11 protein-coding genes are annotated in these 22,179 nt (G+C 61.8%); 4 read left to right on the forward strand and 7 right to left on the reverse strand.

Annotated elements, in window-relative coordinates; all coding sequences use genetic code 11:
- Positions 1–62 precede the first annotated feature (62 nt).
- The 3 genes from AOA60_RS22700 to AOA60_RS22710 are packed head-to-tail and all read right to left on the reverse strand — an operon-like array spanning position 63 to position 3,438.
- On the reverse strand, positions 63–1,865 hold the full coding sequence (locus tag AOA60_RS22700; protein WP_099586322.1) for an ABC transporter ATP-binding protein: 1,803 nt from the start codon (positions 1,863–1,865) through the stop codon (positions 63–65).
- Positions 1,858–2,493, reverse strand: coding sequence for a DsbA family protein (locus AOA60_RS22705; protein ID WP_099586323.1), 636 nt, complete (start codon positions 2,491–2,493; stop codon positions 1,858–1,860). The genes AOA60_RS22700 and AOA60_RS22705 overlap by 8 nt, the downstream gene beginning before the upstream one ends.
- Before the next feature lie 3 nt (positions 2,494–2,496).
- Positions 2,497–3,438 (reverse strand): rhodanese-related sulfurtransferase, encoded by a 942-nt coding sequence (locus tag AOA60_RS22710; RefSeq protein ID WP_099586324.1) that lies wholly within the window; start codon positions 3,436–3,438, stop codon positions 2,497–2,499.
- Between the two features lie 237 nt (positions 3,439–3,675).
- Between AOA60_RS22710 and AOA60_RS22715 the strand changes: the two genes are divergently transcribed.
- Genes AOA60_RS22715 through AOA60_RS22725 form a run of 3 tightly spaced genes read left to right on the forward strand, consistent with a single transcriptional unit; the run spans position 3,676 to position 15,790 of the window.
- Positions 3,676–6,456, forward strand: a complete 2,781-nt coding sequence (locus AOA60_RS22715; RefSeq protein WP_256592866.1) for a Tc toxin subunit A — start codon at positions 3,676–3,678, stop codon at positions 6,454–6,456.
- A 44-nt stretch (positions 6,457–6,500) separates the two neighbouring features.
- Positions 6,501–11,303, forward strand: coding sequence for a neuraminidase-like domain-containing protein (locus AOA60_RS22720; RefSeq protein ID WP_099586326.1), 4,803 nt, complete (start codon positions 6,501–6,503; stop codon positions 11,301–11,303).
- Positions 11,300–15,790, forward strand: a complete 4,491-nt coding sequence (locus AOA60_RS22725; protein ID WP_099586327.1) for a SpvB/TcaC N-terminal domain-containing protein — start codon at positions 11,300–11,302, stop codon at positions 15,788–15,790. The genes AOA60_RS22720 and AOA60_RS22725 overlap by 4 nt, the downstream gene beginning before the upstream one ends.
- Before the next feature lie 161 nt (positions 15,791–15,951).
- Here AOA60_RS22725 and AOA60_RS22730 read toward each other — a convergent pair whose 3' ends face one another.
- The 3 genes from AOA60_RS22730 to AOA60_RS22740 form a co-directional block, all read right to left on the reverse strand.
- Positions 15,952–18,675 (reverse strand): RHS repeat-associated core domain-containing protein, encoded by a 2,724-nt coding sequence (locus AOA60_RS22730; protein WP_099586328.1) that lies wholly within the window; start codon positions 18,673–18,675, stop codon positions 15,952–15,954.
- A 123-nt stretch (positions 18,676–18,798) separates the two neighbouring features.
- A complete protein-coding gene (locus AOA60_RS22735) occupies positions 18,799–19,092 on the reverse strand; it encodes a BolA family transcriptional regulator (protein WP_099586329.1) in 294 nt (97 codons plus the stop codon).
- Positions 19,093–19,098: 6 nt separating this feature from the next.
- Entirely contained in the window at positions 19,099–19,614 is a 516-nt protein-coding gene (locus tag AOA60_RS22740) for a DUF2059 domain-containing protein (protein ID WP_099586330.1), read from the reverse strand.
- 180 nt (positions 19,615–19,794) lie between these two features.
- Between AOA60_RS22740 and AOA60_RS22745 the strand changes: the two genes are divergently transcribed.
- Complete coding sequence (locus AOA60_RS22745) at positions 19,795–21,183, forward strand: class II fumarate hydratase (protein ID WP_099586331.1); 1,389 nt, start codon at positions 19,795–19,797, stop codon at positions 21,181–21,183.
- Here AOA60_RS22745 and AOA60_RS22750 read toward each other — a convergent pair.
- Positions 21,180–22,136 carry a DMT family transporter gene (locus tag AOA60_RS22750; RefSeq protein ID WP_099586332.1) on the reverse strand — a complete coding sequence of 319 codons (957 nt, stop codon included), beginning with the start codon at positions 22,134–22,136 and terminating at the stop codon, positions 21,180–21,182. The genes AOA60_RS22745 and AOA60_RS22750 overlap by 4 nt on opposite strands.
- Between the last annotated feature and the right edge of the window lie 43 nt (positions 22,137–22,179).

Genomic DNA, 22,179 nt, shown 5'->3' on the forward strand with positions numbered 1-22,179 from the left:
TGCATATGCACTGCTGGATACGCACGCAAACACCCACTTCCGATAGCACAGCCTAGGCTAAATCAACGTACTTGTTGCAAATGCCCATAGAGTTTCGCGTACAAACCGCCATCGGCAATCAATTGCTGATGGTCGCCATCCTCAGCGATATGACCACCGTCAAACACTAAGACCCGATCGGCTTGTTTTACCGCCGACAGACGGTGCGCAATGATCAGTGTAGTACGCCCGCTGAGGAACCGCGCCAATGCCTGGTGCAGGTTGTACTCGGTGGCGGCGTCCAGGGCGGAGGTCGCTTCGTCGAGTATGACCACCTTGGGTTCGGCCAACACCATCCGAGCGATCGCCAGGCGCTGACGCTGACCACCGGAAAAACGCACGCCGGAGCGCCCCACCACACTGTCCAGGCCGTGGGGCAGCGCTTTAACCGTAGCTTCCAACTGGGCAATTTCAAGGGCCTGCCAGCAAGCCTGGTCACTGCGCTCGCGGCCCATGGTCAGGTTGGCGCGCACGGTATCGTTGAACAGCGCCGGGTGTTGCAGCACCACCGCGACGTGCTCGCGGATCATCTCCAGGCCGATCTCCTGCTGGGTGGCACCGCCAAATCGGATGCTGCCCGCCTGCGGCGTGTACAGCCCGAGCAGCAGTTGCACCAGGGTGCTTTTACCGCCGCCGCTGGCGCCGACAATCGCGACTTTCTCGCCAGGCGCAATCTGCAGGTTCAGTTGATTGAGCACCAGGTCGTCGCCATAACCGAAGTCCAGGCCGCGCACTTCGATACCGACGGTTTCACGCCCGCTGAACGGGTCTTCGCCGCCCGCGTATTGCGGCTCATCGGCACGTGCCAGCAACTCATTGATACGGGTCAGTGCGCCGCCCGCCGCGTAGTAGGCGTATTGCAGGTTCAGCAACTGCTCCACCGGGCCGATCATGAACCACAAGTAGCTGAACACCGCGAGCATCTGGCCGATGGACAGGTCGGAAAACAGTACGGTGAGCATCGCCGCCGCGCGGAAGATGTCGATGCCGAACTGGAACAGCAACCCGCTGGCGCGGCTCGACGCGTCGGTTTTCCATTGGGAATGGATCGCGTAGTCACGCACTTCCTGGGCGCGCTGGCCCAGGCGCCCAAGGAAAAAGCCCTGGCGGTTGCCGGCGCGGACTTCCTGGATGGCATCCAGGGTTTCGGTCAGGGCCTGGGTGAAACGCGAGGTGCTGTCGTTTTCCAGCTTCTTGAGGTGTTTGACGCGCTTGCCCAACTGCACGGTGGCGTAGATCACCAGCGGGTTGAACAGCAATATCAGCAACGCCAGTTGCCAATGCATCCACACCAGGATCGCCGAGGTGCCGACCAGCGTCAGCATCGCCACCAGAAAGCGGCTGAGGGTTTCGCCGACGAATTTATCCAGGGTATCCAGGTCGGTGACCAGATGAGTCGTGACCGTGCCGCTGCCCAGGCTTTCGTATTCGCCCAGGGAGATGCGCTTGAGCCGCTCGATCAGGCGCACGCGGATGCGGTACACGATGTCCTTGGCCAACCGCGCAAACAGCCGCGCCTGCACCACGTTGAACACCAGTGCGCCACAACGCAGGGCCAGGGTGACCAGCAGCATCAGGCCGATATAACCGGCAGCTTTCTGCCAACCCAGTGGCAGCGCGTGATTCATCACCTTGAGCGCGGCATCGCCGTGGCCCAGCAGCACTTCGTCCACCAACAATGGCAACAGCAAGGGGATGGGCACACTGCACAGGGTCGCCAGCACGGCGACGCCATTGGCGATCCACAGGGATTTCTTGTGACGCAGGGCCAGGCGGCGAATTTCCGCCCAGGTCAGGCGGTCGGTGCGTGGGGCTTGCTCATGCACAGGTTGCTCGCTCCAGCCATCGGGCGAGCAACGGCGACAGCTCGGACAGCGGCTGGTAGCCGTTGGTCAGCAGCGCCAGTTGACCATTGCGCTCGGCCAACAGCGTCGGGAAACCGGCGATCCCCAGGTCCTGCACCCAGGTGAAATCAGCGGCCGTGGCGGCGTGCTGCTCGGAGCGGTCAAACTCGCCGGCAAACTCGATACGCGGGATGCCCGCCTGCTCGGCCAGTTCCACCAGCACACTGGCGAGAGTCACGTCGCGGCCCTCGACATAAAACGCACGCTGGATCAGGCCCAACAGTGTCCACGCACAATCCGGCGCCAGGCTGCGGGCAGTGACGATGGCGCGGCAGGCAGGTTCGGTGTCATACACAAAACCGTCGGGCAGTGCGCCTTCGCGCTTGAACGGCTGGCCGGTGGCGTCGGTGACGGCCTGCCAGTGTTCGAGGATGTAGCGCCGCGTGGTCGGCTCCAGCGCCGCGCCGCTGCCGGTGCGCAGGCCGCCCACCACCAGGTGCACGTCCACACCGGCCGCGTGGGCCTGCTCAACCAGCGCCTGCGCCACCGGGGCAAAGCCCCAGCACCAGGAGCACATCGGGTCCATTACATAGAGCAGGCGCGCGGACATGGGTCAGGCCTCGGATGGAGTTTGCTTGTAGTTGAAGCCAATCGGGTGCGGCATATTGCGGGCCTTGGCCAGTTCAATCTGCTTTTGCCGGTCGATTGCGCTGCGACGGGTTTTCTCCGGCAGTTTATCCCAGCAATGCGGGCAACTGATGCCAGCCACGTAGTGCTCGCTGGCGCGGTCTTCAACACTTACCGGTGTACGGCAGGCATGACACTGATCGTAGTCGCCTTCGCTCAAGTCGTGGCGTACGGTCACGCGATTATCGAAAACAAAGCAGTCGCCCTGCCATTTGGTTTCTTCCTGGGGCACCTCTTCAAGGTACTTCAGGATGCCGCCCTTGAGGTGATACACCTCACCGTAGCCTTCGCTGAGCATGTAGCTCGACGCCTTCTCGCAACGAATACCGCCGGTGCAGAACATGGCGACCTTCTTGTGCCTGGCCGGGTCGAAGTTGGCTTTGATGTAGTCGGGAAATTCGCGAAAACTGGTGGTTTTCGGGTCGATTGCGCCTTCAAAGGTGCCGATGGACACTTCGTAGTCATTACGGGTGTCGATCAACAGCACTTCGGGATCGCTGATCAGGGCGTTCCAATCCTTCGGGTCGACGTAGGTGCCGACCTTTTTGTTCGGGTCGACGCCTTCGACGCCCAGGGTCACGATCTCTTTCTTGAGTTTGACCTTGGTGCGGTAGAACGGCTGGTCGTCGCAGTACGACTCTTTGTGGTCGATGTCGATCATGCGCGGGTCGTTCTTGAGCCAGGCCATCAGGCCATCAATGCCTTCGCGGCTACCGGAAACAGTGCCGTTGATGCCTTCTTCGGCGATCAGCAAGGTGCCTTTGATGCCGTTGTCGACCATCGCCTGCAACAAGGGCTCGCGCAGGGCGACGTAATCTTCGAGGGTGACGAACTTATACAGTGCCGCCACGACAATCGGTTGAGTCATGGGTGTTCTCTCCAGGTGGCTACCCTCGCAAAGGGTGAACCGGATGCAAAAAAAATGCGCCGACTGGCGGCGCGTAACGCATTCTAACAAATCCCTGGTCTCGATGGCATCGGCACGCTTGTTGATATTTCCTCACTGTCGTCGCGGCGTCGGCTGACCCCGGCCCTCGCAACCTGCGTGATAGCGTCCCTCGTCACTCACCGGACCCGCCGGTGGGACCGATGGAGACGCATGTACATGGAAGATGAACGCAGCCCGCTGCTCGCCCGGCTGATCGATGAATCGCTGCCGCCGGCGCCGGCGCCCGGCCGCCGCGACATGAAAGACACCTTGCAACTGCTGAGCATCAATTCGGTATTCGACATCGTCCGACTGCCCGAAACCGAGTTTTCCAGACAAGTGGCCCAGCACACCGATGACGATGCCACAAGCCTGCACCTCAAGGCCCGCAGCGCTGCCGCGCAACTGGAAACGCTGTTTCGCGAGCAACAGGTATCGCCACCCTCCCCCGCAAAGGCCACCAGCGGCGTGACCTACAACGCCCTGTTCAAGGAGGACTGGCAACACTTTTGCGCCAGCACCTCCATTGCCGCGATGGACTCACCCGTGGCGTATCTGCGGGCGCTGTATCTGTTCGCCCTGCAACTGGAAAAAAATGCCCACGGCACGGCAGTGACCACACTGGAGCAACGTCGACCCGACCTCAAGGACCTGCAGCTCAACCCCCACAGCGTGTCCGGCCAACGCCCCATGCTGTCGATCATCAACCAGACGCTGCTCGACAATCTCACCGGGGGCGATCAGAAAAAAGCCTGCCAGCTCTTGAGCACCACGTGGTATCCGTTTTCCTTGCCCTATCACGCCCATCACCATCAGTGCGTGCTGGGGCTGTCTGAAAGCGGGCTGTCGCTGGGTGAACTGAACTACCGAATCAGCCGCAAGCTGCCCATCACCACCCGCGCCGTGCACGCCTACGGGCACGTCATCGCCGACCATGATGACGCCCTGACTCTATTATCCGGGCTGAGCCCACAGCAACAGGCCCTGCTCAAGCAGCCGTTGGCAAGTACGTCCGGGGCCCTCGGTTTTTATCACGACTACTACAACTGGGAGCCAGACGCAGACCTCAAGGGCCCGGAACAGGTCGCTGACTTCCTGCGCCTCACCGGCCTCAATGCCGAAACGCTTCAGGTATTGCTCGCGCAGACCACCCACAAGCCGCGTCGCTCTCCTAACTGCTTACTGGTCGCCGATATGGCGTATGGGGCCTGTTACATCAATGGTCCGACCGGCCCAGCGATCAACCAGGTCAGCAGCCGTCCGGCCCGGCTTGTGAATGTCACGGTCGAAGGCTTCGATCGCCTGCAACGCATGATTCGCCTACAGCGCTGGCTGGATATTCCGTTCGCCCAACTCGACACGCTACTGGTCAGCGCCATGCGCTGCGAAGGTGACGCCAACCCCTCGCTGTTGATCACCCACAACACCCTGCGGGCGCTGGGGGTTTATCGTTATTTGCACACGAACTACGGGCTGCAAGCCGAAGAATTCGCCGCGATACTGCACCAATTGCCGGTCGACGCCTCGGGCGAGCGCCTGTCGTTGTTCGATCAGGTATTCAACCCGGCCGACTCGGCGCTGCCGCCTCTACAACTGGATTCACAGCCCTTCGACGCCACGACCCGGCAACAGCTATGCGCCGGCCTGGGCCTGCAGGACTCGCCGAACTCGCTGCAACTGGTGCTCAGCGCCGACCGGCACCCCAGGCGCACCGTTGTCACGGTCAGCATCCTCTATCGGCATGCGCGCATCGCAAGGTTGTTCGGTTTGACGCTCATGGACTGCAAACACCTGCTGCACCTGCTCAAACCGGGGGGCTACCAGCAGCAACTGTCCAAACCGACACTGCGCACAACCTTGAAAGGGTCGCCGGACGTACTCGATGTACTGATGCATCTGGACTGGGTCAGTCGCTGGATCAAAAACAACGGCGGCACCCTCGCACGGGTGCGTCACCAACTACTGCTGGAACCGGTGAGCCCGGACCCGGGCGTCGGCATGCTGCTCAACGTGTTCAACAGCCATCCACAACCATCGCTCTCAACGAAGCTCAAAGAGCACACCTTCGTAGCGCAACCTGCGCAAGAACAACCGCGCTTGCCGGCGGTTGATTGGGAAGCCACCGCCCATCGCGCCTTGAAGCTGATGCGCCAGGGCAAATCCCAGAGTGCCGCACTCGATGACGCCCTGGCCACGCTCAAACTGAGCAATAACAGCAGCCACGCGTCCATGCTGATCAGGCAGGCCAAGGACACACTGCTGTCGACCCTGGACTCACTCAAGCACGACTTACGGCCTTTGTACGCTCACCTCAAACAAACCCTGCAGAGCCTGCCCCACGCGCAGGGCAATCAAATCCGCTATTTGAAATACGATGAAGACGATCAATTACTGCGCCTGCTCGCCCCCGCCGGAGCCGCCGGTTCGCCGCTGCGAACCCTCAGCCACTTGGTGTTGCTGCTGCCTCACGCCGTGGATCTACTGCAATTGCCCGTCAGCCGGCAGGCGCTGGACCACTTGCTGGCCAATCCCCATTGGCTCAATGACATCTATCAACGCCCTTCACTGCTCGAACTGACCCTGCACAACCTGTTTTTGATGGAACAGTTCAAACGCTGCATCGACCACTACGGCGTGTCGGAAGAACAACTGCTGGACTACTTCAAACAGGCCAACGCCGTTTCCGACGCACCGGAGTCAAGCAGCGCCGAAGCCAACAGCCAACTCGCCCGGTTGCTGGGCTGGAGCGCCAGTGAAGTCGAGGTCTTGAGCCGCGCCTTGCAGCCCCCCCATGTCACCTCCGTCGAACGTCTGGAATGGATCCTGCGTTGTCGCCAGGCCAGCGCCGACACCGGCCTGCCCGTTGAACAGCTGCTGGAGGTCTGCGGCCTGCACGGCGGCTCGACGTTCGATGAATGGCAGGCCGTGGGCGAAGCGCTTACCAGTACCCATCAATAACGCTGCCTGGCAGCCCTCTTACACGACCTGTTCAAGGACTGATCATGTCTCACGTGCTCAATCAACGCCTCAATGAAAGCCTGCGCGACGCCATGCTGGCGTACTACCTGGCGCACACAATACCTGCCGCCCAAAAGGGCAAGATCAATAACCCGGACGACCTCTACGAGTACTGGCTGCTCGACGTGCAAGTCAGCCAGGCTGTGCCCACCAGCCCGGTGGCCTGCGCGATTGCCAGCCTTCAGCAATACATCACCCGCATCCAGCTGGGCCTGGAGCCGGGTTACGAAAGACAAGGCATGACCGCGCAGCAGGACCAGGTGTGGCGTGAACAACTGCACGCCTACCCTCTCTGGAGCGCCAGCCAGCAATTGCGCTACCACCCGGCCAATTACCTGGACCCCACGCTGCGCCGTAACAAGACCGACAGTTTCCAGCAACTGGAAAACGACCTGAGCCAATACCGGCTGCAACCAGACACAGTGCTCACCGCCGTGCAGAGCTACCTGGGCCGGTTCGAGGAAATGGCTAACATCCGCACCCTGAATGGGTACATCGATGGCAATGCCTCTGAGCTGCACACCAGCCGCTATTACTTTGTCGGTAAGTCCACCTCCGAAAAAGCCTATTACTGGCGCTCGCTCGACCTGTCCAAACGCTCGCCCAGCAATCCCCTCAAGCCCTCGATACAGGCCTGGTCGGACTGGAAGAAAATCAACCTGACGCTCTCTGATGATACGGTCGAGCAGAGCATCCGCCCGGTCTTCCTCAATAACCGTCTGTATTTAATCTGGGCCGAATGCGTCAAGCCCGAGCCAACCCGCAACTTCAAGACGCCTGGCAACAAGGACGACGACGACAATCACCTGGACGAATGGCTCAACAGCCACTACGTCAGGTTTCGTCTTAATTATTCCTACAAAAAATACGATGACCGTTGGAGCGTGCCCCTGGCATGCATCAATCAGCACTGCGCAACCGAGGAGGTCAATGCCTGCACGGCCGCGTTTCTGAAAGCCGTCACCCAGACCGTCGCCATTGTCGATGCCGACTCACCGGCCACCTTGTTCCTGGGCCTGCATGTGCCGATGCGCAAGGATCCAAAACAGCAGGACTCGTTCACCGGCAAATTTTTCCAGGCGGTCCACCTCGATCCGCATTTCAACATTACCAAAGTCGCCGACGGCGGCAGTCCCGAGCGCTACAAAGTACTGCCGGGGTCAGAACTGTCCGAAGAGATCAGTCGCCTGCTGGAAGCCTTCGATTTTAACCAGCGCGAAACAGTACAGAACGTGCTCCGCGGGGAAGCGAGCGACCACAACGGGTATTACAGCGAACTGCTGCCTGATACGGCGCGGCAGTACTTCACGTACTTTGGCTATATCAACAAAGGTAACTTGCAGTTCAAGATTGCGCCTTACACCCAACGGCATGTCACGATCAAACACCAGCACGCGCCTTTTTCAGAGAAAGACAACTGGAACTTTGAAAACAAGCAACCCCATATTGATGAGGTAGTTGCCGGCTCGCCAACGTTCGACTCAAACACCAACAAACTGATTATTACCTCAACGCTCAAGGACAACTTTCGCCAAAACTACAGCGTCACGCTAACAAAAGAAGGTATCACCCTCACCTTGATGACCCAATCTTCGCTTGACGACCCAAAAGCCATGCAGCTCGAACTGGGCGAAGGCTCGGCCATCACCAGCACCGGGGAAATACATAAAACTGATTTTTATGCGCTGTACTTCAGAAACTCGCTCACCCACGAAGAGTTCCCCAACTTTGTGCACGACAAAGACAAACTCTTGATCACCGCCGATACAACACCCGCGCCGAATGAATCGATTTCGTTGGCGGGCAAGTTCATTGACAAATCGGCCTTTGTGCACCTCTTTACCCACGCGCATACCCCTATGCATGTGTCCCTCAATCGCTACGGCATTTATGCGGAACCACAGACAGGCTTGCATCTGCAAAACGCGCTGAAGCTAACAAATGTAGACGTGACCACCTCCCCGCTGCGGGCCTACAAACACATCATCATGAGCGCCAACTTTGATGACTACCCACTCACCGACACCATTGATGCCAACTCGAACCGCATCCTCAATTTCCAGGACACGGCCCACGACAGCCTGGCTGGATCGAGCCCGGAGTTGCCGGCAGGGCATCGGGTCACCGCACACATTCCAGTGCCAGATTCCACTGAATCGCTGATCACGCTGATCCACGGCGTATTGACCCTCAGGCCCAGCGAAGACGGGCCGCAGATCCTGGGCTATGCACTCAAGGCCGTCACAATCAACGTCGCGGCCGCCATTCCCGGCGCCGCACCGGTGCGGCAACGCGCACCCACCATCACCCGGCTGTCTTCAGACGCGCTGGGCACTGCCGAATTCATTGACTTCTCCGCCAGCACGCTGATCAAGGACCCGCTGGCCGCCATCCGCTTGAATACCTGCTTTGCCGGCAAACTGGCAGAAGCCGCCAACATCAGCCTGGAGCGTCTGTTCTCGTTGACGCCAAAGCAGTGGCAAGAACCGCCGCTGACAGCCAATGGCCCGTCCCAGGACGTTGACTTCCAGGGCGCCAACGGCAAGTACTTCTGGGAATTGTTCCTTTACCTGCCCTGGCTGGTGGCCCACCGACTGAATCATGAACAGCAATACGTCGAGGCCCTGGCGTGGCTCAACTACATTTTCGACCCGGGACGAAGCGCCGACGCCGCCAGTGATCGCCCGGCGTACTGGGGCTTTCGCGAACTGACGCGCCACGATCAGGCTACGGGTGAAGCGAGCGCTGATCCCCATCAATTGGCGTTGGCAGCGCCGGTGCATTTGCGTAAAGCGGTCTACCAGTTTTACCTCGATATCCTGCTCAATCGCGGCGATGCGGCATACCGGCAACTGACCGCCGACAGCCTGACGCAGGCCAAGCTCTGGTACACCCGCGTCAATCAGTTGCTGGAGGCTCGGCCGCGGATTACACAGGTCGAGCCCTGGGCCAGCATCACCCTGGATGCATTGGCAAAGAGCCAATCCACAGCGTTGAGACGCCTTGAGTGGCAAAGCCCGCACATCGACGAAAACCTCGCGATTGACGGGTGTTCGTTGCCATTACTCACCGACACCGACAACCTGTGCCTGCCCTTCAACCCTGAGCTGGTTGCGCGGTGGGACAAGCTGGAAAGCCGCCTGCACAACCTGCGGCACAATCTGGACATCAGTGGCAAGCCGCTGCGCCTGGCGCTGTATGCCACCCCACTGTCACCCCAGCGGCTGTTGGTCAGCCAGGCCAAAGGCGCGCCGGACCAGGACAGCCTCGCGTCATTGACGCCTGCGCCGTCCACTCACTATCGCTTCCAGGTGATGCTGAGCCACGCCAGAGAAGCCACCGAGACGCTTATCCAGTTCGGCAACACGATGCTCAGCCTCAACGAACGCAAGGAGCAGGCTGAATTGCTTGAGCTGCAACAACAGCAGGCCTGGGACTTGGCCAATATCATCGTGAGCCAACAGCAGCAGGCCGTATTGCTGGACGAAAAAAACCGCCAGGCGCTCGCTGCCGGCCGGCGGGTCATTGAGCAAAGGGCGCATTACTACGAGCGCCAACTCGCCGAAGGGGTCAGCGGCGCGGAGGCTCAGGCCGGCCTGCTGCACCTGCGCAGCGCCGGCTTCGAGGCCGCCGCCGCAATCGCCGGCGCAGCCGCGGGCGTCGCGATGCTGGCGCCGAATATCGTCGGCACGTCGGTGGGTGGTTCGCGCTGGGAAGGCCCCTTCCATGCGGCGCAAGCCGTGGCCCAGGGCGCCGCCGGCGCCATGCGCAGCAGCGCCGCCGACCTCGACCGTACCGAGCAGTTCAACCGGCGTGCGCAGGAGTGGACCCTCGCGCGGGATCAAGCGCACCTCGAACTTGCCCAGATCGACGTGCAGCAACAAGCCTATGCCGAACAGGAAAAAGCCACGCGCCTGCAATTGCGCCTGGCCGAGACTTCGCTGGCGCAAGCGTGGTCCAGCTATCAATTGCTGACCAAGCGTTTTGCCAAGGCGCGACTCTACGATTGGCTCAATGTCCAACTCGGCCAGTTTTTCTACCAGGCCTATGACCTGTGCCTGTCCCTGTGCCAGGCGGCCGAAGCCTGTTGGCAATATGAAATGGCGGACTTCGAGCGCACGTTCATCAGGCCCGGCGCCTGGAATAACAGTTATCGCGGGTATCTGGCAGGCGAGGCGCTTAAGTTGTCCCTGCTCAACATGAACCGGGACTACCTGAGCCATCACGTTCGCGACCTGGAGATCGTCAAAACCCTGTCCCTGCGTGATCGCTTGAGCGAATGCGAAGTCAACAGTTTTGGTGCCATCCAGCCAGTGGACACACGGGACCCGTGGAGCCTGCATAAAGGCAACCTGGTTGAAAAAGGCACGCTTGGCTTCAAGCTGACCAAGGCGCTGTTTGACCAGGACTACCCCGGCCACGTGCTGCGGCGAATCAAGAGCATCAGCGTGTCATTGCCGGCGATACTCGGCCCCTATCAGGACATCAGGGCCCTCCTGACCCAGACCGGTAACGAAATCGAACTGCCCAACGGGGTCTCGCGCAAGGATGTCCGCGCGCACCAGCAAATCGCCCTGTCTACCGGCCTGGATGACAACGGGCTGTTCACGCTGATGTTCGAAGGCAATGATCGTTACCTGCCGTTCGAATACACCGGCGCCATTTCCAATTGGACCCTGATGTTTCCCGAACCGGCCCGGCAGAAAGCCATGCTGGAGTCGCTCAACGACATCGTGATTCACGTGCGCTACACCGCCAGGGCAATAAGCAAAGGTGAGCGCTTATGAACAGCACGCCCATCAACGCCCCGGCGCTGCCCAAGGACGGCGCCTCGATTCAGGCCACGAGCAAGGGCTGGGGCGATATTGGCTTGAGCGGTGGCGCAACGCTTGAGATCCCCCTGCCCGTTTCTGCGGCGCGCGGCTTCGCTCCCGCCATGACCTTGGCGTACCACAGCGCAGCGGGTAACAGCCCATTCGGAATGGGCTGGACGGTCCCCGTGAACACGGTGAGCCGGCAAACCTCCCTGGGCGTGCCGGCCTACACCGACCACGACCGGTTTATAGGCCCCAATGGCCAGCCACTGCTGCCCGAACAGGACGCCAAGGGCAACCCGATCAGCCGCCACGAGACTGGGCAAGCCGCTACCCGTTACGCCGTGACCCGCTATTGGCCCAGGGCCGAGCGTGAGTTTGATCGCATTGAGCGCTGGCAATCGGCGGGCGACCCGACGGGGTTCTGGTTGATTCACAGTGCCGACGGCAGCCAGCACCTCTATGGCAAAACCGCCGCCGCGCGGATTGCCGACCCGGACCAGCCTGAACACGTCGCACAGTGGCTCTTGCAGGAAAGCCTGAGTGCCCACGGTGAGCACATTTACTACCACTACATACAAGAAACCGAGACGTCGCGCGCGCCACGCGACTGCCGCGCCCAGCGCTACCTGGACAAGGTCTGCTACGGGAATTTCACCGCTCGGGACAAGGAGCGTCTGTACCTGCTTGAAACCGACGAGGCTGCATCCAGGGGCTGGCACTTCCAGTTGCTGTTCGACTACGGGCAACGCACCGCCGAACTGGACAAGGTGCCGTCCTACGCACCGGACACGCCCTGGACGCTGCGCAAAGACCCCTTCTCCAGCTTCGCCGACGGTTTTGAATGCCGAACCTTGCGCCTGTGCCGGCAGGTGCTGCTGTTTCATCATTTTCCCGACGAAGCCCAACTGGGCGGCTCACCGGTGCTGGTCAAGCGCTTGGTGCTTGAATACCAGACGCTGCGCAATGGTGTGAACCTCCTGCTCGCCACCCACGAACATGCCATCGACCGGCACGGCAGGATCAGCAGCCTGCCCCCCCTCGAATGCCTGTACCAGAAAGTCGACCTCAAGCTTGATACCACGCGGTTCCAACGCCTTGACGACTTCCCCGGACTGAACGACGGCCAGCGCTATCACCTGGTCGATCTGTACGGTGAAGGGTTGCCGGGCATCCTGTACCGCTCCGACAAGGCCTGGTACTACCGCGAACCGCAACGGGCCGAATCCGCCGCGGCGGATGAGGTGAGCTACGGCACCGCCCGGAAAATCCCCGCAATCCCGACAGCGGACAGCGCCTATCCCATGCGCCAGCAACTGACCGATGTCACAGGTGACGGGCGCCTTGACTGGGTGAGCGGCCGCCCCGGCCTCAGAGGTTTTTTCAACCTGAGCGCCCAGCTCAATTGGTCAGGGTTCATCGGCTTCGACGCACTCCCCCAGGAGTATTTTCACCGCGACGCGGTCTTTGGCGACCTGATGGGCCGCGGCAATAACGACCTGGCCCTGGTCGGTCCGCGCAGCGTGCGCCTGTATGCCAACCGCCAACACGCCGGGTTCGCCCCGGGTATCGACGTGCCCCACGCGCCAGCCGATGACGCGCTACCCACCGTCTCCCGCTCAAACCGGGAATGGGTCGGTTTCAGCGATGTCCTCGGCAGTGGTCAGCAGCATCTGGTGCGCATCCGCCACGACCGGATAGAATGCTGGCCCAACCTGGGGCGTGGTCGATTCGGCAAGGGTTTTGTGCTGGCAAACCTGCCCTTCGACCACGAGACGTTCGACGCCGCCCACGTAGTGCTGGCGGACCTGGATGGCTATGGCGGCGCCGACCTGCTGTACCTGACGCCCGATGAGCTGCGCATTTTCAGCAACCAGGGCGGCAACCGCTTCGACATCACGCCCCGCGTGTTGTCATGGCCTGAAGGCGTGCGGTATGACGCACTCAGCCAGGTCAGCCTGGCCGACTTGAACGGCCTGGGCTGCCCCAGCCTGATCATCAGCGTCATGCACCCACAGCCTCGCCATTGGCGCTATGACTTCTACATCGACCGGCCCTACCTGCTCGCGTACACCACCCACCACCTCGGCAACCGGTCAAGGGTGTTCTACCGCAGCAGCGCCCAGGAATGGCTGGACGAAAAAAAACAGTGCAGAGACCAGGGCAACCCGGCCATCAGCCAATCGCCGGTGGCCATGCCTGTGGTCAGCCGTCAAACCCAGCACGACGAAATCAACGGCAGCACCCTGAAGCGGCGTTTCAGTTACCGACAGGCGTATTACAACGCCGTTGAGCGGGCCTTCCAGGGCTTCGGCCTGATCCTCCAGACCGACACCGAGACCGCCGCTGACGGCGCGACGCAAACGCGACGTCTGACCAAGCGCTGGTTCCATACCGGCCAAGCGCTGGATATGCCGGTTGCGGGCTACAGCCAGCATGATTTACAAGCGATCAGCCTGGGTAAAACCCTGTTGTGCAGTTATCAGGCGCCGGGGCAAGCGCACCCCACCGACCACAACGACGTGCAATTGCCCGCCCCCACGCCAGAGACCTTGGACGACGCGGCCTACGCGCTCAAAGGCGTGCTGCTGCGCGAGGAAATTTTCGCCGATGACGCCGCGCAGAATGTGCCCTACTCGGTGCAACAGCATCGCTATCTGGTACGCCAGCTTGCCAGCACGCAACCGTGGGCGCGCATGCTGGTATTGCCCGTGGAATCCATCGACTGCCAATACGACCAAGTGCCCGATGACCCCGTGTGCAAACAGCAGATCAACCTGCGCTGGGATGCGTTTGGCAGCCTGGTCCACAGCGTCACCGTGCACCTGGCACGCAACAAGACCGCCGACGACGCTCCGCCCGCCACCCTGGATGACGGCCATCGGCAACAGTGGTGGCGCGACAGCCATGACCCGGCGCAACAAGCCTATTACCTGAACGAAACCCTGGCACAGTGGATTCATCTGACACAGGACTCGCAATGGCGCCTGGGCCTGCCCTATCGCCAGCGTGACAACGCCTGGGTGTTGCCCAAAGGCCAGCCAGGTGGGCTGAGCGGTTCGGCGCTGTCCTATGAACACTTTATCGACCGGCGCTCCGGGCCGTTAGGGCCGCAGGCGCCACGGGTGCTGAGCGGGCTGTCGGTCCAGTATTACCGCGAAGCCGGGCCCGGCGGTCATGCGCTGGAGGCCGGCACTGCCACGCTGCAGGCCCTGAGCGACGGCCTGGAAACCGCTGAACTGGGACCCGAGGCGCTGCAGGCTTACCAGGCGATACCGCAAATGCCCGGCCAGGCGCCCTGGAAACTCACGGCCCAGTTGCAACAGAGCGGCTATCGCCCGATGAGCGTATTTTTCTCTATCGGCGACGCCGAACAACAGGCGCCACCGCAGCTCTGGTCGATGTGCCAACACAGGTCTCGGTATCTGGACGCAACGGGGTTTTACCAGTTGCACAGCTGGCGCCTGACGCAAGCCCTGGGTGAAACCACGCTGACCTACGACCCATACGGGTGCCAGGTCACCCAGGTACAGCAGGCCGACGGTTGCGTCAGCCGAGCCGAGCATGATTACCGGCTGCTGCTGCCGGTCAGCCTCACCGACCCCAATGGCACCGTGCAGCAGGCGCTGTATGACGGCTTCGGCCGACTGATCGCTACACGTTATGAGGGACGCGAATCAGGCAAGACCCAAGGCTTCGGACCCTTGCCGCAGAGCACGCGGTTGCTGGACACCACTGTCGAACAGGCCATTGAGACCCCTCAAAGCTGCCTGGGGCAGGCGGCCAGTGCGCATTTTTACGCGGCACTCAGTTGGATGGGCACGATCGCCGAGGCCGATAGGCGAGACGAATGGGTGACTAAGGGTTATCTGCTGCCCGGTGGACAGATCCGCGCCAAAGCCAGATTGCGCGCAAGCAACCCGGCGCAAATAACCCACGCTGACACCCAACGGCTCGCCACCTTGATTGCCCAGGCACGCCGAGAGCCGGCCCATCGCCTGACGCTTTTGGCCGATCGCTATCCCGACGACCCCGAACGCACTGTGCGCCTCAGCCTCACCTATTGGGATGGCAGGGGTCGCCCCTTGCAGCGCGTGCACCAAACCGAGCCGGGCGACGCTTGCCTGATCCTGCCCACCGGAGAGATGAGCGCTGAACACGGGGTCATCAACCAGGTGCACGCCAACCCACGCTGGTGCGTCGACGAACGCGTCGAATACAACCACCAGGACGCGATGACGCGCATCTACCGCCCTTACTTCGCCAGCCGGCCCTCTTACAGCCACGATCGCGCCTTACGTGACATCGCCCACAGCGACCGGCAATTCCATGATGCCCTGGGGCGTGCCATACGCACCGACACCGCCAACGGCGCGATAAAGCGCATGCGCTATTGCGGATGGTATGTGGTCAGCGAGGATGAAAACGACACCTGGGAGGAAACGGCCGGCGGCACTTGACCCGAATGGCACAGGTATCCGCACTTCTTCCTACAAGCAGCTGTCGAGCGCAAGCGAGGCTGCGTTGGCGCCCCGCAGATCGCGGGGTGTCAATACGTACGCCACGCTGCCTCGCCAAGGCTCGGCAGCTGCTACATAAGGGGTTCACTCGAAATGTGTAGTCAGCGCCGGGCGGCCGTTCGCACAGCGGCGCTGCGTGGACGGTAGGCTTTCCAGGCTGACGCACGTGTGTCCCAGGGCGCATCGACACGCTGCTGGCCTCGATAGAAAATCACCCTGCCTGCCAGTTGCTGGCGATGCCGGTAGAGCCAGCGCAGTTCGGAACCGGTCACCGAGCGCCGGGTCTTGCGAATCACTGCCTCCATATCCACTCCCTCCAGCGCAAAATGCACCACCGCCCTGCTTTGCGGGCTCGTCAGGGTTGCCAGTGCCGACTTGCTGCTGCGGCTGATCACCTTTTCTTGAATCGCCCTCAGCCCATGGCCCATGTGCTGACGTACAGTCGTGGTAAACGAATAAGCGCTTTCAGCCAGTTCTTCGACAAAACGCCTGACGAACTGCCGATTGGCGGTGGTTGACGAACAACCTGAATAACGCGCCAGAATATTTTGATAGAACTGTCGCGCAACCGCTGAAACTTGAATGGCAAGAGTGCGCTCACGTCCGGTGTCGCGCTCTTGGGTTTCAGGTGTGCCCATTTCTCGAAAACGCCCGAACTCACTCAACGCGTTCGCTAATCCACCTGTCCACCGCTCCACATCGGGACCAGAAAAATACGCCGCCAGAATATCCCCTCGCGCAGTCAGCTTCGACCAGAAGCTCCTGTAGTGGGTCACCGCAGCACTCAGTCCAAAAATCATGTCGCCACGGCTGGGCTGGAACTGCTCACCAAACGTCGCCTGCCCACCCCATGCATCGGTGAAACGCAAGGGGTTGCCCCTCACCATGGCGTACAGATTCAAGCCATCCCCATCCCCCGCCGGGTCCGGGCTGATCCAGCGCTGCAGCCAGGGCGCGTAATACCGCGCGCCGTAGTAATACAGCCCGGTGGCGTCGCGCTCCTTGCCCGCATACCGGTAAAGCCTGTCGTCGCCCTGGATCGCCGTCCTGCTGGCGCTCCATGACGTCGCGCCATAAGGGTAGTAGCCTTCCTGGCTCAGCAACCGCCCCTGCTCGTCAACCACCAACAGGCTGCTGTTGAGATGGTCGAGCACGTGAAACTGAACCTGCTCGGCGTCCAAGCCATCGGGGCGGCCATGCTCCCATTGCAGCACCGTCACTCGACTGCCCTCCACGTCGAGGTCCAGCAGGTTGAGACGCTGGCCCCTGCGCCAGTGCATCTGCAGGCCCGGCAAATAATAGGTGCGTTGGGTATGCGAGGTGTCGCCGACCTGATTGCGCCTGACCTTGAGTACGCGCTGGCCCTGGGCATCGTAGAGGTAGGCCTCGACGTCCGGCTCGCCCTCCGCGCGCACGACCTGGGTCACGTAGGCCAACTGGTTGCGCACATTCCAGACGATCTGCTGGCCGCTGCCCAGCATGCGCTGGTTGCCATTGCCATCAAACGCCGCAGCGGTAGGCGGCGAGTCGCCGGGCACGGCGCGATTGCTGTCGGGGGCGAGGGTCATGCGTCGGGTATAACCGGACCCAGTGCCCGAGGCATGGCGCACCAGCGTCAGGTTGCCACCTTCATCGTAGGTGTAACGCTGGGTGTAAGGGCGCCACAACCCATCATCCGTCGCCCCGAACAACACCTGCGGCGGCGGCACCTGACCCGCCGTGCTGCGGGCGTTTTCCCACCCCGTGGCGAGGGTGAGTTGGTACAGCGTGTCGTATTCGTAACGGTTGCGCGCCTCGATGCGCGTGTTGCTGTGCCATTGCGTGGGCTGTGCCCGGTCGCTGAGGCTGAGGATATTGCCCACCGGGTCGTAGGCGTACGCCAGGTCCTGCAAGGGCTTGTCGGCTTCGCCCTGACGATAGGTCTTCATCTGCAAGAGCCGCGCACTTTGCGGGGCATAACGCAGGGTCTTGATCAACGTGGTGCCGGCCCGTTCGAAGGTCAGTTGCCCGTTGGCGTTGTACGCGCGCTCGTGCAGCAGCAGGTTGCGCACGCCACCCTCAGGGGTGATGGCGAGAGCCTTGAGACGCCCATGCAGCCCATAGGTCCGATGCTGGCGATTGCCCTTTGCATCGATCTGCTCCAGCAATCCACCCACAGCGTCATAACGACGAGTGGTGGTGTATGCCGCCCTTTCCAACAGCAGATCCTGCGCCTCGACCGTTGCAGGCCAGTCGACCGGTGCGGCATCAAGCCGAAAGCGCCGGGTTTGCTGCAGCTCGCTCTGGTCAATCGCATAGGCATTGATCAGCAGGGTACCGGCAGGGTCGGCATGCCGGACCAGGCGACCGCAGCTGTTCAGCGCTGCGGCTTCGGGGGTGGCCCCCGCGTATGTGAGGCGCTCGACACACCGCTCGCGAGGCTCGTCGGCCGCCTGTTCGAATACGGCGACCGGGCGTTGCAACGTGTCGTAGGCGTAGCGTTGACAGGCGCCCCTGTTGTCCCAGGTACGCAGCAATTGCCCCGCCTCGCTCAGCAGCATCAGGCGGCGGCCGGCGTCCGCACTGTCGCGCAAAAGCGTCGTCCCGGAGAGGCTGTGGACCAGGGTTTCGCAAGCCCGTGCCCGGGGCGCCTGGGCACTCGCGGCATACTGACGCGGATCCCACTGTTGCTGCACAAAACCGCTGGCGCCATACACCTGGCGACTGATACGCGGCTGCGGTTCAGTCTGGGCGTTGACGCGATGATAGGCCAGGGTGCGGACCGTTAACCCGCGGGGGTCGAACGCCACAATCGTGGGGGTGTTTCGATGGAGTGAAGCAGACATGATCACATGACCCAAGTTGCACTATGGTCAGCAGAGCCTAGGGATCAAGGAAAGGAAAAAGAGGTAGCGGGTTATGGCAGCCCGCTTCAACCGGCGGCTGCCGGTTGAAGCCAGGGCGGGGGTTTAATGCCCGCCAGCACAGGTCGGCGAAGCAGGCGCCGCGCCGATTTGCACCCACTCTTCAGGGGTGTAGGTATGCAGCGCCAGCGCATGAAATTCGCTCATCAGGTCACCCAGGGTGGCGTAGACCTTCTGGTGGCGCTTGACGCGGTTGAGCCCCTCGAACTGCTGGCTGACCAGCACGGCCTTGAAGTGGGTCTGCAACCCACGGCTGTGCATGTGGCTTTCATCCAGCACGCTCAAGTGTTGCGGGTCCAGGGCGGCGAGCGCCGTTTCGATACGCTGTTGCATGGTCATTCCTGCTTACTTCTTCTTGGCCGGGGCAGCTTTGGGCGACAGCTCGTTGGTCATGTCTTCCAACAGCTTGTTGACCACCGGTACGGCGCTTTCCAGTTTGGCCTGGGTCATCTGGGCCGATTGCTGGGTCAGTTGCGGCATTTTTTCCAAGACTTTCTTGCCCAGTGGCGACTGGTAGAACGCAACCAGGTCCTTGAGCTCGGATTCGCTGAAGTTGGTGGTGTAGAGCTTGACCATGTCCGGCTTGAGCTTCGGCCAGCCGATGGCTTGGTCCAGGGCGGCGTTGGCCTTGGCCTGGTAGCTGTCCAGAACGGACTGCTTGGCGGCTGGCGCCTTGGTCTGTTCGAAACGCTGGGCGAACATCTGCTGCACTTGCATGTACACCGGGGTACCCAGCTTGTCGGCATGGGCCAGGGTCAGGAAGGCTTCGGCACTGGCGTTGTGGCTGGCGGTATCGGCAAAAACCTGGCCGCTGGCGCAAACCAGAGCAACCGCGGTACAGATGGCACGAAGACGAGTCATCGAGTTTCCTTTCTAGCTGGCGAGGTAAGACCCCAAGGGCGCCCATTCTGCGCCTAAAAAACCTCGCGGCTCAACCCCGAGCCTTGTCGGGCGCGGATTGCCCGATGAAAAGTCTTTTAGGGAACCCACCTGGCCGATCACGGCCTAAACTGCGCTAACTGACTTCAAGGAGAGTGCCCGATGAGCCGTATCGAAACCGACAGCCTGGGAGACGTGAGCGTCCCGGATGATGCTTACTGGGGCGCCCAGACCCAACGCTCGCTGGTGAACTTTGCCATCGGTGAGCAGCGCATGCCCTTGGCGGTATTGCACGCCCTGGCCCTGATCAAGAAGGCCGCCGCACGGGTCAACGACCGCAATGGCGACCTGCCCGCCGACATCGCCCGCCTGATCGAACAGGCCGCCGATGAAGTGCTCGCCGGCACCCATGACGACCAGTTCCCGCTGGTGGTGTGGCAGACCGGCAGCGGCACTCAAAGCAACATGAACGCCAATGAAGTGATCGCCGGTCGTGCCAACGAACTGGCAGGCAACCAACGCGGCGGCAAGAGCCCGGTCCACCCGAACGATCATGTGAACCGCTCCCAGAGTTCCAACGATTGCTTCCCGACGGCCATGAGCATTGCGGCGGTGCAGGCTGTCCACCAACGCTTGTTACCGGCGATCGCCACGCTTTCCGGCGGTCTGGCCGAGCAGGCCGCACGGCATATGAAGCTGGTGAAGACCGGCCGCACCCATATGATGGACGCCACGCCGATCACGTTCGGCCAGGAACTCTCGGCGTTTATCGCCCAGCTCGACTACGCCGAACGCGCCATCCGCAGTGCCTTGCCCCAGGTGTGTGAGCTGGCCCAGGGCGGCACGGCCGTCGGCACCGGGCTCAATTCGCCCCATGGTTTCGGCGAGGCGATTGCCGCCGAGTTGGCGGCACTGTCCGGGCTGCCGTTCGTCACCGCGCCGAACAAATTCGCCGCGCTCTCCGGCCATGAGCCGCTGGTAACCCTTCACGGCGCGCTGAAAACCCTGGCGGTGGCGCTGATGAAAATCGCCAACGACCTGCGCCTGCTGGGTTCCGGACCGCGCGCCGGGCTGGCGGAAGTGAAGCTGCCGGCCAATGAGCCGGGCAGTTCGATCATGCCCGGCAAGGTCAACCCGACCCAGTGCGAAGCGCTGTCGATGCTGGCCTGCCAGGTGCTGGGCAACGACGTGACCATCGGCATCGCCGCGAGCCAGGGGCATTTGCAGTTGAACGTGTACAAGCCGGTGATCATTCACAACCTGTTGGAGTCGATCCGCCTGCTGGCCGATGGCTGCAACAACTTTCATGAACACTGCATCGCGGGCCTTGAGCCCGATGCCGCGCAAATGGCCGAACACCTGGAGCGTGGGCTGATGCTGGTGACCGCGCTCAACCCGCATATTGGCTACGACAAATCGGCAGAGATCGCCAAGAAAGCCTACGCCGAAGGGCTGACGCTACGGGAAGCGGCGCTGGAACTGGGCTACCTCACTGACGAAGAGTTCGACCAGTGGGTACGCCCGGAAAACATGCTGGAAGCCGGGCATTAAGACGCCAAACGCAGCCGCCGGGCCTTGAGCCCGGCGAGCAGCGACGGCGCCAGCGCAACAGCCGCCGAACCCAGCACCACCACCAGCGCCCCGACATAGCCCAGGGCGTTGATCTCTTCGGCCTGCACGTAATCCGGCCACAGCCAGGCCGCCAGGGCCACCGCCACAAAGGTCACCAGCGGCGTGAGCGCCAGCGTCGCACTGACCCGCGAGGCCTCCCAGTGGGCCAGGGCTTCGGCGAACGCGCCGTAGGCCACCAGCGTATTCATGCAGCACGCCAGCAGCAGCCAGCCTTGCAGAGGACTCAGTTGCAGCGCCTCCAGCGGATGGGCCCAAGGCGTGAGCAACAAGGCGCAGGTGAGGTAGATCACCATCATCACTTGCAGCGAATTCCACACCGTCAACAATTGCTTCTGGCCCAGGGCATAGAACACCCAGACCGAGGTGGCGAGCAGAACCGTCAGCACGCCGGCGGTGTAGGCGCCGAGGGACGTCAGCAATTCTTCCAGGCGCTGGTTGAAGAACAAGCCGAACCCCGCGATCAAGACGAACAACCCCAGCACTTGCCCGGGGCTGAAACGCTCCTTGAACACAAACACGCTGGCGATCATCAAGAAGATCGGGCCCATCTGCACCACCAACTGGGCGGTGCCGGGGCTGAGCAGCTTCAGGCCCACCAGATACAACACGTAGTTACCCACCAGCCCGCACACGGCCATCGCTACCAGCCAGCCGCCCTTGGGGCCGAGCACCTTGCGACTGGGTAAACGCTTGGTCGCGGCGAGGTAAACGAACAGGCACGCACCGGCCACGGTGAGGCGAAACCAGGTGACGGTGACCGGGTCCATCACTTGCAGCACTTGCTTGAGTTTGATCGGCAGAATGCCCCAGAGGAATGCGGTCAGCAGGGTCAGGAGAAAACCGTAGACCCAGCGGCCGGAGGAGATGTGCATGAGTGCCCCAAAAGCCAGAGGTGTAGGAGCACGCATTCTAGGG

Origin of the sequence: Pseudomonas sp. 2822-17 (assembly GCF_002742485.1) — a bacterium.
In the GTDB taxonomy this organism is placed as follows: domain Bacteria; phylum Pseudomonadota; class Gammaproteobacteria; order Pseudomonadales; family Pseudomonadaceae; genus Aquipseudomonas; species Aquipseudomonas cyclaminis.

Coding starts and splice junctions, on each gene's coding strand:
- AOA60_RS22740 (WP_099586330.1), bottom strand. CDS start 19,614: ATGACTCGTCTTCGTGCCATCTGTACCGCGGTTGCTCTGGTTTGCGCC.
- AOA60_RS22705 (WP_099586323.1), bottom strand. CDS start 2,493: ATGTCCGCGCGCCTGCTCTATGTAATGGACCCGATGTGCTCCTGGTGC.
- AOA60_RS22735 (WP_099586329.1), bottom strand. CDS start 19,092: ATGACCATGCAACAGCGTATCGAAACGGCGCTCGCCGCCCTGGACCCG.
- AOA60_RS22725 (WP_099586327.1), top strand. CDS start 11,300: ATGAACAGCACGCCCATCAACGCCCCGGCGCTGCCCAAGGACGGCGCC.
- AOA60_RS22710 (WP_099586324.1), bottom strand. CDS start 3,438: ATGACTCAACCGATTGTCGTGGCGGCACTGTATAAGTTCGTCACCCTC.
- AOA60_RS22750 (WP_099586332.1), bottom strand. CDS start 22,136: ATGCACATCTCCTCCGGCCGCTGGGTCTACGGTTTTCTCCTGACCCTG.
- AOA60_RS22720 (WP_099586326.1), top strand. CDS start 6,501: ATGTCTCACGTGCTCAATCAACGCCTCAATGAAAGCCTGCGCGACGCC.
- AOA60_RS22745 (WP_099586331.1), top strand. CDS start 19,795: ATGAGCCGTATCGAAACCGACAGCCTGGGAGACGTGAGCGTCCCGGAT.
- AOA60_RS22730 (WP_099586328.1), bottom strand. CDS start 18,675: ATGTCTGCTTCACTCCATCGAAACACCCCCACGATTGTGGCGTTCGAC.
- AOA60_RS22715 (WP_256592866.1), top strand. CDS start 3,676: ATGGAAGATGAACGCAGCCCGCTGCTCGCCCGGCTGATCGATGAATCG.